21 protein-coding genes are annotated in these 15,436 nt (G+C 69.0%); 19 read left to right on the top strand and 2 right to left on the bottom strand.

Annotated features, from left to right (window positions below; translation table 11 throughout):
• Window positions 1–9: 9 nt before the first annotated feature.
• Complete coding sequence (locus OCU29_RS07690) at window positions 10–651, bottom strand: bifunctional 2-polyprenyl-6-hydroxyphenol methylase/3-demethylubiquinol 3-O-methyltransferase UbiG (protein ID WP_261819437.1); 642 nt, start codon at window positions 649–651, stop codon at window positions 10–12.
• On the bottom strand, window positions 648–968 hold the full coding sequence (locus tag OCU29_RS07685) for a DUF2530 domain-containing protein (RefSeq protein WP_261819436.1): 321 nt from the start codon (window positions 966–968) through the stop codon (window positions 648–650). Before OCU29_RS07685 ends, OCU29_RS07690 begins: the two co-directional genes overlap by 4 nt.
• A gap of 82 nt (window positions 969–1,050) precedes the next feature.
• Between OCU29_RS07685 and OCU29_RS07680 the strand changes: the two genes are divergently transcribed.
• The 19 genes from OCU29_RS07680 to rplN all read left to right on the top strand — a co-directional run bounded on the left by OCU29_RS07680 (window position 1,051) and on the right by rplN (window position 15,427).
• A complete protein-coding gene (locus tag OCU29_RS07680; protein ID WP_261819435.1) occupies window positions 1,051–2,505 on the top strand; it encodes an NCS2 family permease in 1,455 nt (484 codons plus the stop codon).
• Window positions 2,506–2,595: 90 nt separating this feature from the next.
• A complete protein-coding gene (locus tag OCU29_RS07675) occupies window positions 2,596–3,885 on the top strand; it encodes an MFS transporter (RefSeq protein ID WP_179614250.1) in 1,290 nt (429 codons plus the stop codon).
• Window positions 3,886–4,105: 220 nt separating this feature from the next.
• Window positions 4,106–4,480 (top strand): 30S ribosomal protein S12, encoded by a 375-nt coding sequence (rpsL, locus tag OCU29_RS07670; RefSeq protein WP_179517431.1) that lies wholly within the window; start codon window positions 4,106–4,108, stop codon window positions 4,478–4,480.
• Window position 4,481: 1 nt separating this feature from the next.
• Window positions 4,482–4,952 (top strand): 30S ribosomal protein S7, encoded by a 471-nt coding sequence (gene rpsG / locus OCU29_RS07665; protein WP_179614249.1) that lies wholly within the window; start codon window positions 4,482–4,484, stop codon window positions 4,950–4,952.
• 71 nt (window positions 4,953–5,023) lie between these two features.
• On the top strand, window positions 5,024–7,135 hold the full coding sequence (gene fusA / locus OCU29_RS07660) for an elongation factor G (RefSeq protein ID WP_261819434.1): 2,112 nt from the start codon (window positions 5,024–5,026) through the stop codon (window positions 7,133–7,135).
• A gap of 72 nt (window positions 7,136–7,207) precedes the next feature.
• On the top strand, window positions 7,208–8,401 hold the full coding sequence (tuf, locus tag OCU29_RS07655; protein ID WP_179614247.1) for an elongation factor Tu: 1,194 nt from the start codon (window positions 7,208–7,210) through the stop codon (window positions 8,399–8,401).
• A 138-nt stretch (window positions 8,402–8,539) separates the two neighbouring features.
• Entirely contained in the window at window positions 8,540–9,271 is a 732-nt protein-coding gene (gene trmB, locus OCU29_RS07650; protein WP_261819433.1) for a tRNA (guanosine(46)-N7)-methyltransferase TrmB, read from the top strand.
• 392 nt (window positions 9,272–9,663) lie between these two features.
• Window positions 9,664–9,972, top strand: coding sequence for a 30S ribosomal protein S10 (rpsJ, locus tag OCU29_RS07645; protein WP_008360994.1), 309 nt, complete (start codon window positions 9,664–9,666; stop codon window positions 9,970–9,972).
• Window positions 9,973–9,983: 11 nt separating this feature from the next.
• A complete protein-coding gene (gene rplC / locus OCU29_RS07640; protein WP_179614243.1) occupies window positions 9,984–10,643 on the top strand; it encodes a 50S ribosomal protein L3 in 660 nt (219 codons plus the stop codon).
• Window positions 10,644–10,645: 2 nt separating this feature from the next.
• Complete coding sequence (rplD, locus tag OCU29_RS07635; protein ID WP_179614242.1) at window positions 10,646–11,269, top strand: 50S ribosomal protein L4; 624 nt, start codon at window positions 10,646–10,648, stop codon at window positions 11,267–11,269.
• Window positions 11,266–11,571: a 50S ribosomal protein L23 gene (gene rplW, locus OCU29_RS07630; protein ID WP_179614241.1), complete on the top strand. Its 306-nt coding sequence runs from the start codon at window positions 11,266–11,268 to the stop codon at window positions 11,569–11,571. Before rplD ends, rplW begins: the two co-directional genes overlap by 4 nt.
• Before the next feature lie 31 nt (window positions 11,572–11,602).
• Complete coding sequence (gene rplB / locus OCU29_RS07625; RefSeq protein ID WP_179614240.1) at window positions 11,603–12,439, top strand: 50S ribosomal protein L2; 837 nt, start codon at window positions 11,603–11,605, stop codon at window positions 12,437–12,439.
• 5 nt (window positions 12,440–12,444) lie between these two features.
• Window positions 12,445–12,726, top strand: coding sequence for a 30S ribosomal protein S19 (rpsS, locus tag OCU29_RS07620; RefSeq protein ID WP_179614239.1), 282 nt, complete (start codon window positions 12,445–12,447; stop codon window positions 12,724–12,726).
• The gene (rplV, locus tag OCU29_RS07615) at window positions 12,723–13,169 is read left to right on the top strand and encodes a 50S ribosomal protein L22 (RefSeq protein WP_179614238.1); all 447 of its coding nucleotides are present in this window, start codon (window positions 12,723–12,725) and stop codon (window positions 13,167–13,169) included. Before rpsS ends, rplV begins: the two co-directional genes overlap by 4 nt.
• On the top strand, window positions 13,169–14,014 hold the full coding sequence (gene rpsC / locus OCU29_RS07610) for a 30S ribosomal protein S3 (protein ID WP_179614237.1): 846 nt from the start codon (window positions 13,169–13,171) through the stop codon (window positions 14,012–14,014). The genes rplV and rpsC overlap by 1 nt, the downstream gene beginning before the upstream one ends.
• Window positions 14,015–14,018: 4 nt before the next feature.
• On the top strand, window positions 14,019–14,438 hold the full coding sequence (gene rplP / locus OCU29_RS07605) for a 50S ribosomal protein L16 (RefSeq protein ID WP_179614236.1): 420 nt from the start codon (window positions 14,019–14,021) through the stop codon (window positions 14,436–14,438).
• Entirely contained in the window at window positions 14,438–14,686 is a 249-nt protein-coding gene (gene rpmC / locus OCU29_RS07600; protein WP_068105914.1) for a 50S ribosomal protein L29, read from the top strand. The genes rplP and rpmC overlap by 1 nt, the downstream gene beginning before the upstream one ends.
• Window positions 14,683–14,964: a 30S ribosomal protein S17 gene (gene rpsQ, locus OCU29_RS07595; protein ID WP_179614235.1), complete on the top strand. Its 282-nt coding sequence runs from the start codon at window positions 14,683–14,685 to the stop codon at window positions 14,962–14,964. Before rpmC ends, rpsQ begins: the two co-directional genes overlap by 4 nt.
• A gap of 94 nt (window positions 14,965–15,058) precedes the next feature.
• Complete coding sequence (rplN, locus tag OCU29_RS07590) at window positions 15,059–15,427, top strand: 50S ribosomal protein L14 (RefSeq protein WP_068105909.1); 369 nt, start codon at window positions 15,059–15,061, stop codon at window positions 15,425–15,427.
• The last annotated feature ends 9 nt before the right edge of the window (window positions 15,428–15,436 follow it).

Genomic DNA, 15,436 nt, shown 5'->3' with positions numbered 1-15,436 from the left:
GGCCGCGACTCAGTCGGCGGCGCTGAGCACCCACACGGCGTACTCGTCGGAGGGCGGGTGCAGCTCGTAGGAGCCGAAGCGGTGCTGCACGCGCAGCCCCGCGGCGCCGACGTCGGCGACGAACTCCTCGGGCGGGTAGCTGCGGGCGTGCTCGGGGCCACCGACCAGGTGGAACCCGACCAGGACGCGCCCGCGCGGCGCCAGCCGGGACCGCAGCGTCGCCAGCGCCCGGCGCTCGGTGCCCTCGGCGAGGAAGACCACGACGTTGCCGACGCACACCAGCAGGTCGACCTGGTGCGGCCGGTCGCCGAGCACGCCGGCCACCCGGGCGTCGTCGAGCTCGAGCAGGTCCGCGTGCACCACGTCGACCTCCGGGTACGTCGCCCGGCACTGCTCGACCAGCGCGCCGTCGGGCTCGACGGCGGTCACCCGGTGGCCCCGCGCCTGCAGCGCGGCGCTGACCCGGCCCATCCCGGCCCCGACGTCGAGCACCCGCCCGCCGCGGGGCAGGAGGGCGTCGGCCAGGCGGGCCTCGCCGTCGACGTCCTGGCCGGTCGCGACCAGCTCGGCGAAGCGCCGCCCGAAGCCCTCGGTGGCCTCGGGGCCGGCCTGAGCCCAGCGGCTCGCCGGCACCGGTGCGGGGTCGCTCACGGGGCCGCGGGCCCGTTGTCGGTGGTCTCGTGCGCCTGCTCGTCGAGCTCGCGGCGGGTCGCGCGCCGGCGCCGGCAGTACTCCAGGCCCAGCAGCCCGAGCCCGAAGCCGGTCAGGCAGGTCCACAGCCACCAGGTGCGCCCCTGGGTCTGCAGCTCGCCGTAGAAGGGCAGCAGCGCCACGAAGGCGACCAGCCACACGCCGGTGCCGACTTCGACGGTGCGCACCCCGTCGACGTCGAGGGGCTCGACGTCGGCCACGAGGAACGTGCGGTTGCCGATCTCGTGCTTGCCGGGCTGGTCGTCGCGCAGGTCCACGAGCCGACTGTAGTGGTCGGGGGTGTCCACCACCGGACCCGCGTTGACAGCAGGTGGTCGGCTCCTGGGATGCTCTGCGTCCGTGAGCACCCAGACGGCGCCGGCCAGGTCCGGTATCGACGGCTTCTTCAAGATCTCCGAGCGCGGCTCCACCGTGGGGCGGGAGGTGCGCGGCGGCATCGTGACGTTCCTGACGATGGCCTACATCGTCGTGCTGAACCCGCTGATCCTCGGCTACGTGCCGGACTCGGAGGGCAACTACCTCGGTGGCGGCACCGAGCCCAACCTGGCGGCGATCGCCGCGGGCACCGCGCTGGTGGCGGGGGTGCTGACGATCCTGATGGGCTCGTTGGCCAACTTCCCGCTGGCCCTGGCCGCCGGGCTCGGCCTCAACGCCTTCGTGGCCTTCTCGATCGCCACCCAGTCGACCTGGGCCGACGCGATGGGCCTGGTCGTGCTCGAGGGCATCGCGATCCTGGTGCTGGTGCTGACCGGCTTCCGCACCGCTGTCTTCCACGCCGTGCCCACCCAGCTCAAGGTCGCGATCTCGGTCGGCATCGGCCTGTTCATCGCGCTCATCGGCTTCGTCGACGCCGGCTTCGTCAGCCGCATCCCCGACGCCGCGGGGACCTCGGTGCCCGTCCAGCTGGGCACCACCGGCACCCTGTCGGGCTGGCCGGTGCTCGTCTTCGCCGGTGGCCTGGTGCTGCTGGTCGCGCTGTGGGTGCGCCAGGTGCGCGGCGCGATCCTGATCGCGATCCTCACCACCACCGTCGTGGCGCTGGTCGTCGAGGCCGTCCTCGACCTCGGTGCGCGCAACGAGAACCCGGGCGGCTGGTCGCTGACGGTGCCGCGCTTCGACGGCTTCGTCGACCTGCCCGACTTCGGCACCCTGGGCCAGTTCTCCCTCTTCGGCGCCTTCGCCTCGATCGGCGTCGTCGCCGCGCTGCTCCTGGTCTTCTCGCTGATGCTGGCCGACTTCTTCGACACCATGGGCACGATGACCGCCATCGGTGCCGAGGCCGGCCTCAACGACGAGGAGGGCACCCCGCCGAGCATGCAGCGGATCCTGGTCGTCGACTCGATGGCCGCCATCGCCGGTGGTGCCGGCGGTGTCTCGTCCAACACCTCCTACATCGAGTCCGCCTCGGGCGTCGGCGAGGGGGCGCGCACCGGGCTCGCCTCGGTCGTGACCGGTGCGCTGTTCCTGCTCACGATGTTCTTCACCCCGCTGGTCGAGGCGATCCCCTCGGAGGCGGCCGTGCCGGCGCTGGTGCTGGTGGGCTTCCTGATGATGCAGCAGGTCGGCCAGATCAGCTGGTCCGACGTGGAGATCGCGCTCCCGGCGTTCCTGACCATCGTGCTGATGCCCTTCACCTACTCCATCTCGGTCGGCATCGGCGCCGGCTTCCTGGCCTTCGTGCTGATCAAGCTGGTGCTCGGCAAGGCCCGCCAGGTGCACCCGCTGCTGTGGCTGGTCTCGGCGCTCTTCGTCGTCTACTTCGCCATCGACCCGATCACCGACCTGCTCACCTGAGGCGGCACGCCGCCGGGAATGCCCGGCGGGGTCCCGACGTTCGTGCCCACGAGTGCCCCGTGACCGACGACCCCGTGTGAGCGAGCCTGGTTGAGCCCCACTTTCCGTTCCCTGTCCCACCCGAACTACCGGCGCTACGCCGCCGGCTCGCTGGTGTCCAACACGGGCACCTGGATGCAGCGGGTGGCCCAGGACTGGCTGGTGCTGCTGCTGACCGGGTCGGGTGCGGCCATCGGCATCACGACGGGGCTGCAGTTCCTGCCGTTCCTGCTGCTCTCGCCGTGGGCGGGGCTGGTCGCCGACCGCATCCCGAAGCGTCGGCTGCTGCAGATGACCAACATCGGGATGGCCGTGCCCGCCGTGGTGCTGGGCCTGCTCGCGGTCACCGGCACCGCCGAGATCTGGCACGTCTACGTGCTGGCCCTCGTGCTGGGCGTGGCCTCGGCCTTCGACGCCCCGGCCCGCCAGTCGTTCGTCTCCGAGATCGTCGGGCCCGACGACCTGACCAACGCGGTCGGCCTCAACTCCGCCAGCTTCAACACCGCCCGCCTGGTCGGCCCCGCGCTGGCCGGGCTGCTGATCGCCGGCTTCGGCGGGGGAGTGGTCGGCACCGGCTGGGTGATCCTGCTCAACGGGCTCAGCTACGCCGCCCCGGTGCTGACCCTGCGCGCCCTCGACGCCTCGCTGCTGCGCACCCCCGAGCCGTCGTCGCGCCGACCGGGCCAGGTGCGCGAGGGCGTGGCCTACGTGCGCGGGCGCCCCGACCTGCTCCTGCTGCTGGGCATCGTCTTCTCCGCGGGCACCTTCGGGCTGAACTTCCAGATGACCAGCGCCCTGATGGCCACCGAGGTCTTCGACAAGGGGCCCACCGAGTACGGCCTGCTCGGCACCTTCCTGGCCGTCGGCTCGCTGACCGGCTCCCTGGTCGCCGCCCGGCGCGTGCAGGTGCGCCACCGGCTCGTGGTCGGTGCGGCGCTGGCGTTCGGCTCGCTCGAGGTCGTCGCCGGCCTCGCGCCGTCGTACGTCGTCTTCGCGCTGCTGTGCCCGCTGCTCGGGCTCTCGGCGCTGACCATGATCACCAGCGCCAACGCCCACCTCCAGCTCTCGACCGCTCCCGAGATGCGCGGGCGGGTGATGGCGCTCTACATGATGATCTTCATCGGGGGCACGCCGCTGGGCGCGCCCTTCATCGGCTGGGTCGGGGAGGCCTTCGGGGCGCGCTGGACGCTGGTGGTCGGAGGGCTGCTGACGGTGCTCGGCACGCTGCTCAGCAGCCTCCTGTTCCTCGGGGGGCGGCGCGTTTTGACCGGTCTCCGGGCGCCCGGTAGCCTCGTTCCTCGTGTCTGGGACAACCAGGCCGTTGCGCGTGCTCGGAAGTAGACCGGCGGATCAGGATCGTCGCTGCACCGGGCCGACAAGCCGCAGGCCACTGCACCAGGGTGGCTGCCGACGAGGGCGACACGCCCGACCTCGGGGGCGAGCGACGCCGGAACGCAAGCACCACCCGGACACGGCGGAGAAGCTCCGTCGAGACTCCGCTTGAACATCGTGCGCTGCAGAGTGCGGCGCACTGAGAGAGAAACAGAAGGGGAACCACTCGGTGCCCACGATCAACCAGCTGGTCCGCAAGGGCCGCCAGGACAAGGTGTCCAAGAACAAGACGCCTGCCCTCAAGGGTTCGCCCCAGCGACGCGGTGTCTGCACCCGCGTCTACACGACCACCCCGAAGAAGCCGAACTCCGCCCTGCGCAAGGTCGCCCGTGTGCGCCTGTCCAGCGGCGTCGAGGTCACGGCCTACATCCCGGGTGTCGGTCACAACCTCCAGGAGCACTCGATCGTGCTCGTGCGCGGCGGCCGTGTGAAGGACCTCCCCGGTGTCCGCTACAAGATCATCCGCGGCTCGCTCGACACGCAGGGCGTGAAGAACCGCAAGCAGGCTCGCAGCCGTTACGGCGCGAAGAAGGAGAAGAGCTGACATGCCGCGCAAGGGTCCCGCACCGAAGCGGCCGCTCGACGTCGACCCGGTCTACGGGTCGCAGCTGGTCACCCAGCTCGTCTCCAAGGTCCTCCAGGACGGCAAGAAGCAGGTCGCCCAGCGCATCGTCTACAGCGCGCTCGAGGGTTGCCGCGAGAAGACCGGCACCGACCCCGTGGTGACGCTCAAGCGCGCCATGGACAACGTGAAGCCGGCCATCGAGGTCAAGTCGCGCCGCGTCGGTGGCGCCACCTACCAGGTCCCGATCGAGGTCAAGGGCACGCGTGGCACCACGCTCGCGCTGCGCTGGCTCGTCGGGTACGCCGCGGACCGTCGTGAGAAGACGATGTCCGAGCGCCTGATGAACGAGATCCTCGACGCCTCCAACGGCCTCGGTGCCGCTGTGAAGAAGCGCGAGGACACCCACAAGATGGCCGAGTCCAACAAGGCCTTCGCCCACTACCGCTGGTGATCTGCGCAGGGCGGCCGCGACCCGGCCGCCCTGCCCCCACCGCCCCTCCGACTTAAGGAACGCGACCCCACGTGGCTGTCAACATCACCACTGACCTCCGAGTCGTCCGCAACATCGGCATCATGGCGCACATCGATGCCGGCAAGACGACCACCACCGAGCGCATCCTGTTCTACACCGGCATCACCTACAAGATCGGTGAGGTCCACGACGGCGGCGCCACGATGGACTGGATGGAGCAGGAGCAGGAGCGTGGCATCACGATCACGTCCGCTGCGACCACCTGCTGGTGGAAGGACCACCAGATCAACATCATCGACACCCCCGGCCACGTGGACTTCACGGCCGAGGTCGAGCGCTCCCTGCGGGTGCTCGACGGTGCCGTGGCCGTCTTCGACGGCGTGGCCGGTGTCGAGCCCCAGACCATGACGGTGTGGCGCCAGGCCAACAAGTACTCCGTGCCCCGGATGTGCTTCGTCAACAAGCTCGACCGCACCGGTGCGGACTTCTTCCGCTGCGTCGACATGATGGTCGAGCGCCTCAACTCCACCCCGCTCGTGCTCCAGCTGCCCATCGGCGCGGAGTCCGACTTCCTCGGTGTCGTCGACCTGGTCGGCATGCGTGCCCTGACCTGGCGCGGCGAGACCACCATGGGTGAGGACTACGAGATCGAGGAGATCCCCGCGGAGCTGGCCGAGCAGGCCGCCGAGTACCGCGAGAAGTTCCTCGAGACCCTCTCCGAGGCCGACGACGAGATCATGGTCAAGTACCTCGAGGGCGAGGACTTCACCGTCGAGGAGCTCGAGGCCGCGATCCGTCGCGCCACCCTCGCCGACAAGGTCAACCCCGTCCTGTGCGGCACCGCGTTCAAGAACAAGGGCGTCCAGCCCCTGCTCGACGCCGTGGTCAAGTACCTGCCCTCCCCGATCGACGTCGAGGGCATCACCGGCCACGCCGTCAACGACGAGGAGAAGCCGGTCGTCCGCAAGCCCAGCGACGACGAGCCGTTCTCCGGCCTGGCCTACAAGATCGCCGCCGACCCGCACCTGGGCAAGCTGACCTACGTGCGCGTCTACTCCGGCAAGCTCGAGGCCGGCGCGACCGTGACCAACTCGGTCAACGGCCGCAAGGAGCGGATCGGAAAGGTCTACCAGATGCACGCGAACAAGCGTGAGGAGATCGCGTCGGTCGGCGCCGGCCAGATCGTGGCCGTCATGGGCCTGAAGGACACCAAGACCGGGCACACCCTCTGCGACCCGCAGAACCAGGTGGTCCTGGAGTCGATGACCTTCCCGGCCCCGGTGATCGAGGTCGCGATCGAGCCCAAGACCAAGTCCGACCAGGAGAAGCTCTCCACCGCGATCCAGCGCCTGTCCGACGAGGACCCGACCTTCACGGTCAAGTCCGACGAGGAGACCGGCCAGACCATCATCGCCGGCATGGGCGAGCTGCACCTGGAGATCCTGGTCGACCGGATGAAGCGCGAGTTCCGCGTCGAGGCCACCGTCGGCAAGCCGCAGGTCGCCTACCGCGAGACCATCCGCAAGGAGGTCAAGAACCACAGCTACACCCACAAGAAGCAGACCGGTGGTTCGGGCCAGTTCGCGAAGGTCGTCATCTCGGTCGGTCCCAGCATCGACCCCGAGACCGGCGCCGGCGCGGGCTACCAGTTCGAGAACAACGTGACCGGCGGTCGCGTGCCGAAGGAGTACATCCCCTCGGTCGACCAGGGTGCCCAGGAGGGCATGGAGTTCGGCGTGCTCGCCGGCTTCCCGATGGTTGACGTGAAGATGTCGCTCGAGGACGGCGCCTACCACGACGTCGACTCCTCCGAGCTCGCCTTCAAGATTGCCGGCAACCAGGCCTTCAAGGAGGCCGTCCGGATGGCGAAGCCGGTTCTCCTCGAGCCGATGTTCGCCGTCGAGGTGACCACCCCCGAGAGCTTCCTCGGCACGGTCATCGGCGACATCAACAGCCGTCGCGGCCAGATCCAGGCCCAGGAGGAGCGTCACGGTGACATGGTCATCGACGCGCTCGTCCCGCTGTCCGAGATGTTCGGGTACGTCGGCGACCTGAGGTCCAAGACCTCCGGTCAGGCGTCGTACTCGATGGAGTTCGACTCGTACGCCGAGGTTCCTTCGAACATCGCCGACGAGATCATCAAGAAGGTTCGCGGCGAGTAATCTCTCCGAGTTCCTCGGCACCATCCCAGCAAGTACGAGTCAAGTACCAACCCACACCAGGAGGAGCCCCCAGTGGCTAAGGCGAAGTTCGAGCGGACCAAGCCGCACGTCAACATCGGCACCATCGGTCACATCGACCACGGCAAGACGACGCTGACCGCGGCCATCTCGAAGGTGCTTCACGACAAGCACCCGGACCTCAACGAGGAGTCGCCCTTCGACTCCATCGACAAGGCCCCCGAGGAGCGTCAGCGCGGCATCACGATCTCGATCGCGCACATCGAGTACCAGACCGAGGCGCGTCACTACGCGCACGTCGACTGCCCCGGTCACGCCGACTACGTGAAGAACATGATCACGGGTGCGGCGCAGATGGACGGCGCGATCCTCGTGGTCGCTGCCACCGACGGCCCGATGCCGCAGACGCGTGAGCACGTGCTGCTCGCCCGCCAGGTCGGCGTGCCGGCCCTGGTCGTGGCGCTCAACAAGTGCGACATGGTCGACGACGAGGAGCTCATCGAGCTCGTCGAGATGGAGGTGCGCGAGCTCCTCTCGGAGTACGACTTCCCGGGTGACGACCTTCCGGTCGTCCAGGTGGCGGCGTTCCCGGCCCTGCAGGGCGAGCAGAAGTGGGTCGACTCGATCGCCGAGCTCATGGACGCGGTGGACTCCTACATCCCGCAGCCCGAGCGCGACACCGAGAAGCCCTTCCTCATGCCCGTCGAGGACGTCTTCACGATCACCGGTCGTGGCACCGTCATCACCGGTCGCATCGAGCGCGGCATCGTCAAGGTGAACGAGGAGGTCGAGATCGTCGGCATCCGCGAGACCTCGCAGAAGTCCACGGTCACCGGCGTCGAGATGTTCCGCAAGCTGCTCGACGAGGGCCAGGCCGGCGAGAACGTCGGTCTGCTCCTGCGCGGTACCAAGCGCGAGGACGTCGAGCGCGGCATGGTCGTCATCAAGCCGGGCACCACGACCCCGCACACCAACTTCGACGCCTCGGTCTACATCCTGTCGAAGGAGGAGGGCGGCCGTCACACGCCGTTCTTCAACAACTACCGCCCGCAGTTCTACTTCCGCACCACGGACGTGACCGGCGTCGTGACCCTCCCCGAGGGCACCGAGATGGTCATGCCGGGTGACAACACGGAGATGTCGGTCGAGCTGATCCAGCCGATCGCCATGGACGAGGGCCTGCGCTTCGCGATCCGTGAGGGTGGCCGCACCGTCGGCGCCGGCCGGGTCACCAAGATCACCAAGTGATCCCCGCCGGTCGCTGACCGGCACCAGCAGCACAGCAGCACCAGGACGGCCCCGGACCACTCGGTCCGGGGCCGTCCTGCGTTCCGCTGGCCCCCCGCGGATTCCGCGTCGGCGGGGGCCGGCGGCGATGATGGACCCATGCCCGAGCAGCACCTGCGCGTCGCCCCCGCCCGTCCTCACCAGAAGCTGACCGAGGACGGACGGCGCATGCGCGAGGTCCTCAGCTACTCCCGGCGCGGCAGCCGGTTCACGCCCAGCCAGCAGGAGGCCTGGGACGCCCACGCGCAGGCGTGGGTGGTCCCCGACGAGGAGGTCGACCGCCCCGGCGTCGACATCGCCTCCTGGTTCGGTCGCGAGGCCCCGCTGGTCGTCGAGATCGGGTGCGGGGTGGGGGAGGCCACCGGTGTGCTGGCCGCGGCCCGGCCCGACGTCAACGTGCTGGCCCTCGAGGTCTGGCTCCCCGGGGTGGCCGCCTCGCTGGCCGAGGTGGCGGCGGCCGGCGCCGACAACGTCAGGTTCTGCTCGGTCGACGCCGCCTGGTGCCTGGAGCACCTGGTCGCGCCCGGTGGGCTCGCGGAGCTGTGGACCTTCTTCCCCGACCCCTGGCCCAAGACGCGCCACCACAAGCGGCGCCTGGTCTCCGCCCCCTTCGCCTCGATGGTCGCCTCACGGCTGGAGACCGGCGGCCGCTGGCGCCTGGCCACCGACTGGGGCGACTACGCCGAGCAGATGCTCGAGGTGCTCGACGCGGAGCCGGCCCTGGAGGGCGGGCAGGTCGAGCGCTGGGCGGAGCGTCCGGTGACCAAGTTCGAGCGCAAGGGCCGCGAGGCGGGGCGCTCCATCACCGACCTGACCTACCGCAGGCGCTGACCTCGCCGGCGATTTGGACGACGTCGCGCCGGTCTGCCAAGATGTTCAGGTTGCTCCGGCGGGTCGCCGGGGTGCGGCACACCTTGACTACTGAATCGCGTCTCCCCATCACATGATGGTTCGTGACTTCGGTGTCCGGCGTGCAGCCGCACCGCTCCTGCTGCACAGCAGGGGGGAGACCCGATCAGCCTGACGAACCGTCGGGCGTCATCCGGTCACGACCAGCAGGCAGGACCCGGTCCTGTGTTGCGCCCGGACTCAGCGTCCGGCCCGCGACACGCCCGACCGCGGGGGTCGGCTGGAGGATGAAGAGCAGCTGGGGGGACCGACTCAAGCCCGAGGACGTCCCGGACACGCACGCGGCAGATGAGAAGTAAGGACGAGAGAGACCTATGGCGGGACAGAAGATCCGCATCAGGCTCAAGGCCTATGACCACGAGGTGATCGACACCTCGGCGCGCAAGATCGTGGACACGGTCACCCGCACGGGTGCCAAGGTCGCCGGCCCGGTGCCGCTGCCGACCGAGAAGAACGTGTACTGCGTCATCCGCTCGCCCCACAAGTACAAGGATTCCCGCGAGCACTTCGAGATGCGCACCCACAAGCGCCTCATCGACATCATCGACCCCACCCCGAAGACCGTCGACTCGCTGATGCGTCTCGACCTTCCGGCCGGTGTCGACATCGAGATCAAGCTCTGAGGTCCGAGGACATGACGATCGAACACAACATGAAGGGGCTGCTGGGCACCAAGCTCGGCATGACCCAGCTGTGGGACGAGAACAACCGCGTCGTCCCCGTGACCGTGATCGCTGCGAGCACCAACGTGGTCACCCAGGTCCGCACCCCCGAGGTCGACGGCTACAACGCCGTCCAGATCGGGTACGGCGAGATCGAGGGCCGCAAGGTGAACAAGCCCAGCGCCGGTCACTTCGCCAAGGCGGGTCTCACCCCGCGCCGCCACCTCGTCGAGCTCCGCACCTCTGCGGCCTCCGGCTACACCGTGGGCCAGGAGCTCGCGGTCGACACCTTCGCCGCTGGCGAGGAGATCGACGTGACGGGCACCAGCAAGGGCAAGGGCTTCGCCGGCGTCATGAAGCGTCACGGCTTCGCCGGCGTCTCCGCCTCGCACGGTGCCCACCGCAACCACCGCAAGCCCGGCTCGATCGGCGCCTGCGCCACGCCGGGTCGTGTGTTCCGTGGTCAGCGGATGGCCGGTCGCATGGGTAACGACACCGTCACCACCCAGAACATCACCGTGCACGCCGTCGACACCGACAAGGGCCTGATCCTGCTGAAGGGCGCCGTCCCCGGCCCCAAGGGTGGTCTCGTGGTGCTGCGTTCGGCCGCCAAGAACATCCAGGAGGCCTGAGCATGGCTGTCAAGACCGTCAAGGTCGACCTGCCCGCCGACATCTTCGACGCCAAGGTCAACGTCCCGTTGATCCACCAGGTCGTCGTCGCGCAGCAGGCCGCCGCCCGTCAGGGCACGCACGCCACCAAGACCCGCGGCGAGGTTCGCGGCGGTGGCCGCAAGCCCTACAAGCAGAAGGGCACCGGCCGCGCCCGCCAGGGCTCGACCCGCGCTCCGCAGTTCGCCGGTGGTGGCACCGTGCACGGCCCGCAGCCGCGCAGCTACGACCAGCGCACCCCCAAGAAGATGAAGGTCGCCGCCCTGCGCGGTGCCCTCTCCGACCGGGCGCGCCACGACCGCATCCACGTCGTCGAGTCGCTGGTCACCGGTGACAAGCCCGCCACCAAGGCCGCGCTGGCCTCGCTGGCCGAGCTCACCGTGCGCACCAAGTTCCTCGTCGTGCTCGAGCGCACCGACACGCTGACCTGGCTCTCGCTGCGCAACGCGCCCGAGGTCCACCTCGTGGCCGTCGACCAGCTCAACACCTACGACGTGCTCGCGGCCGACGACATCGTGTTCAGCAAGGGCGCGTACGACGCGCTCGTCGCCGGCACCGCCACGTCGACCAAGGAGGCCTCCAAGTGAGCACCCTGCACAAGGACCACCGCGACGTGCTGCTCGCGCCGGTCGTCTCGGAGAAGAGCTACAGCCTTCTCGACACGAACAAGTACACGTTCGTGGTGCGGCCCGACGCCAACAAGACCGAGATCAAGATCGCCGTCGAGAAGATCTTCAACGTCAAGGTCACCTCGGTGAACACGCTGAACCGCCCCGGCAAGACCCGTCGCACGCGCAACGGGCTGGGCAAGCGCAAGGACACCAAGCGCGCCATCGTCAGCCTCGCCGAGGGTCACCGCATCGACATCTTCGGAGGTCCGGTCTCCTGACCGGGCCTGACGACACGAGGACTGAACACACATGGCTATCCGCAAGTACAAGCCGACAACGCCGGGCCGTCGCGGCTCGTCGGTCGCCGACTTCGTCGAGATCACTCGCACGACGCCGGAGAAGTCGCTGACGGTGCCGCTGCCCAAGAAGGGCGGCCGCAACAACCAGGGCCGGATCACCACCCGGCACCAGGGTGGCGGTCACAAGCGCGCCTACCGGATCATCGACTTCCGTCGCTACGACAAGGACGGCGTCCCCGCGAAGGTCGCTCACATCGAGTACGACCCCAACCGCACCGCGCGCATCGCGCTGCTGCACTACGCCGACGGCGAGAAGCGCTACATCATCGCTCCTCGTGGCCTGGCGCAGGGCACCGTGATCGAGTCGGGCACCGGCGCTGACATCAAGACCGGCAACAACCTGCCGCTGCGCAACATCCCGGTCGGTTCGACCATCCACTGCGTGGAGATGCGACCCGGCGGCGGCGCCAAGATCGCCCGCTCGGCCGGCAACTCCGCCCAGCTCGTCGCCCGCGAGGGCTCGCGCGCCACGCTGCGCATGCCCTCGGGCGAGATGCGCTTCGTCGACGTGCGCTGCCGCGCGACCCTCGGCGAGGTCGGCAACGCCGAGCAGTCGAACATCAACTGGGGCAAGGCCGGCCGCATGCGCTGGAAGGGCAAGCGCCCGACCGTGCGCGGTGTGGTCATGAACCCGGTCGACCACCCGCACGGTGGTGGCGAGGGCAAGACGTCCGGTGGACGTCACCCGGTGTCCCCCTGGGGCAAGCCCGAGGGCCGCACGCGCAAGCGCAAGGCCTCCGACTCCCAGATCATCCGTCGCCGCAAGTCCGGCAAGGGTAGGAAGTAAACGACATGCCTCGCAGCCTGAAGAAGGGCCCCTTCATCGACGGCCACCTGCAGAAGAAGGTGGACGCGGAGAACGAGAAGGGCACCCACAACGTCATCAAGACCTGGTCGCGCCGGTCGATGATCGTGCCGGACATGATCGGTCACACGATCGCCGTGCACGACGGTCGCAAGCACGTCCCGGTCTTCGTCACCGACTCGATGGTCGGTCACAAGCTGGGCGAGTTCGCCCCGACCCGCACCTACCGCGGGCACGTCAAGGAAGACCGGAAGGGACGTCGCCGATGAGCACCACCGAGCGCATGCGCACGAGTGCCCGCCGCGAGACGCTTCTCGGCGACCAGCCGGGAGCCTTCGCGACCGCCCGCTTCACGCGGATCACGCCGATGAAGGCGCGTCGCGTCGTGGACATGGTCCGCGGCATGGCCGTCGACGAGGCCCTGGCGCTGCTGAAGTTCGCGCCCCAGGCCGCGGCGCAGACCGTCTACAAGGTCCTCGAGAGCGCCATCGCCAACGCCGAGACCACCGAGGGCCTGGCCGCTGCCGACCTCGTCGTCTCCGTCGCGATGGTCGACGAGGGTCCCACGATGAAGCGCTGGCGCCCCCGGGCCCAGGGTCGGGCGACGCGCATCAACAAGCGCACCAGCCACATCACCCTGGCCGTCCAGCCCGCCGACGTCGTGGCCGCCAAGGCCACCAAGCGCGGCCCGAAGAACGGAAAGAGTGCCTGATGGGACAGAAGATCAACCCCAACGGCTTCCGTCTGGGTATCAGCACCGACCACAAGTCGCGCTGGTACGCCGACAAGCTGTACAAGTCCTACGTCGGCGAGGACGTCGCCATCCGCAAGCTGCTCAGCAAGGGCATGGAGCGGGCCGGCATCGCCAAGGTCGAGATCGAGCGCACCCGTGACCGCGTCCGTGTGGACATCCACACCGCGCGTCCCGGCATCGTCATCGGTCGCCGTGGCGCCGAGGCCGACCGCATCCGCGGCGAGCTCGAGAAGCTCACCGGCAAGCAGGTGCAGCTGAACATCCTCGAGGTCAAGAGCCCCGAGGTCGACGCGCAGCTGGTCGCCCAGGGTGTCGCCGAGCAGCTCGCCGGTCGTGTGCAGTTCCGCCGCGCGATGCGCAAGGCGATGCAGACGACGATGCGCTCGGGTGCCAAGGGCATCCGGATCCAGTGCTCGGGCCGCCTCAACGGCGCCGAGATGTCGCGCACGGAGTTCTACCGCGAGGGCCGCGTGCCCCTGCACACCCTGCGTGCCGACATCGACTACGGCTTCTACGAGGCCAAGACCACCTTCGGCCGCATCGGCGTGAAGGTCTGGATCTACAAGGGTGAGGTGTCCGGCTCGCGTGCCGAGCGCCAGGCCCAGGCCGCTGCCCGCGCCGGTGTCCCCGGCCGCGGCGGCAACCGCCCCCAGCGCGGTGGCGAGCGCCCCAGCCGCGGTTCGCGCGGCGACCGCCCGACGCGTTCGGACCGCGAGGGCTCGGCCCCCGCCGCCGACGCGCCGGCGCAGGCTGCTGCTCCCGCGAGCACCCCCGCTGAGTCCACGGCCGGATCGGAGGCCTGAGAAAATGTTGATGCCCCGTCGCGTCAAGCACCGCAAGCAGCACCACCCCAAGCGCACCGGCATGGCCAAGGGCGGCACGCAGCTCGCCTTCGGTGACTTCGGTATCCAGGCGGTGGAGGGTCACTACGTCACGAACCGACAGATCGAGTCGGCTCGTATCGCCATGACCCGTCACATCAAGCGAGGCGGCAAGGTGTGGATCAACATCTACCCCGACCGCCCGCTGACCAAGAAGCCTGCCGAGACCCGCATGGGTTCGGGTAAGGGCTCCCCCGAGTGGTGGGTGGCGAACGTCAAGCCCGGCCGCGTCATGTTCGAACTTTCCGGTGTCTCTGAGGACGTCGCTCGCGAGGCCATGCGCCGCGCGATGCACAAGCTCCCCATGAAGTGCCGGTTCATCTCGCGAGAGGCGGGTGAATTCTGATGGCCAACGGTGTCAAGGCCCACGAGCTCGACGAGATGAACGACGTCGACCTCGAGGCACGTCTGCGCGAGGCCAAGGAGGAGCTCTTCAACCTCCGGTTCCAGGCGGCCACCGGCCAGCTGGAGAGCCACGGTCGTCTGCGGACGGTCAAGAAGGACATCGCCCGGATCTACACCGTGGTGCGTGAGCGCGAGCTCGGCATCCGGACCGCTCCGGGCAGCGACGAGAACGAGGACGGTGCCGCATGAGCGAGCAGGCAGTCGACAACGGCACCCCGCGCAACGACCGCAAGGTCCGCGAGGGTCTCGTCGTCAGCGACAAGATGGACAAGACCGTGGTCGTCTCCGTCGAGGACCGCGTCAAGCACGCCCTCTACGGCAAGGTGCTGCGCAAGACCAGCAAGCTCAAGGCGCACGACGAGCAGAACGAGTGCGGCACCGGCGACCGGGTCCTCATCATGGAGACCCGTCCGCTGTCGGCGACCAAGCGCTGGCGCGTGGTCGAGATCCTCGAGCGCGCCAAGTGACCCCTCGCCCCGCGCGAGAGAACAACCCCACCAGTTCGGCCAGGCTCGCCGTCCCTGAGACGCCGAGAACCGGCACGACAACCAGGAGAAATCGATGATTCAGCAGGAGTCGCGACTCAAGGTCGCCGACAACACCGGTGCGAAGGAGATCCTCTGCATCCGTGTTCTCGGCGGCTCGGGTCGGCGCTACGCCGGTATCGGCGACACCATCGTCGCCACCGTCAAGGACGCGATCCCCGGCGGCAACGTGAAGAAGGGTGACGTCGTCAAGGCCGTCATCGTGCGCACCGTCAAGGAGCGCCGCCGGGCCGACGGGTCCTACATCCGCTTCGACGAGAACGCGGCAGTGATCCTCAAGACCGATGGCGAGCCGCGCGGTACGCGCATCTTCGGCCCCGTCGGTCGTGAGCTTCGTGAGAAGAAGTTCATGAAGATCATCTCGCTCGCCCCGGAGGTGCTCTGAGCCATGGCG

This window comes from Nocardioides sp. OK12 (assembly GCF_024341885.1).
GTDB classification, from domain to species: Bacteria; Actinomycetota; Actinomycetes; order Propionibacteriales; family Nocardioidaceae; genus Nocardioides; species Nocardioides marinisabuli.
The sequence above is the reverse complement of the archived record's forward strand: the minus strand, read 5'-3'. Positions and strand labels throughout refer to the sequence as shown.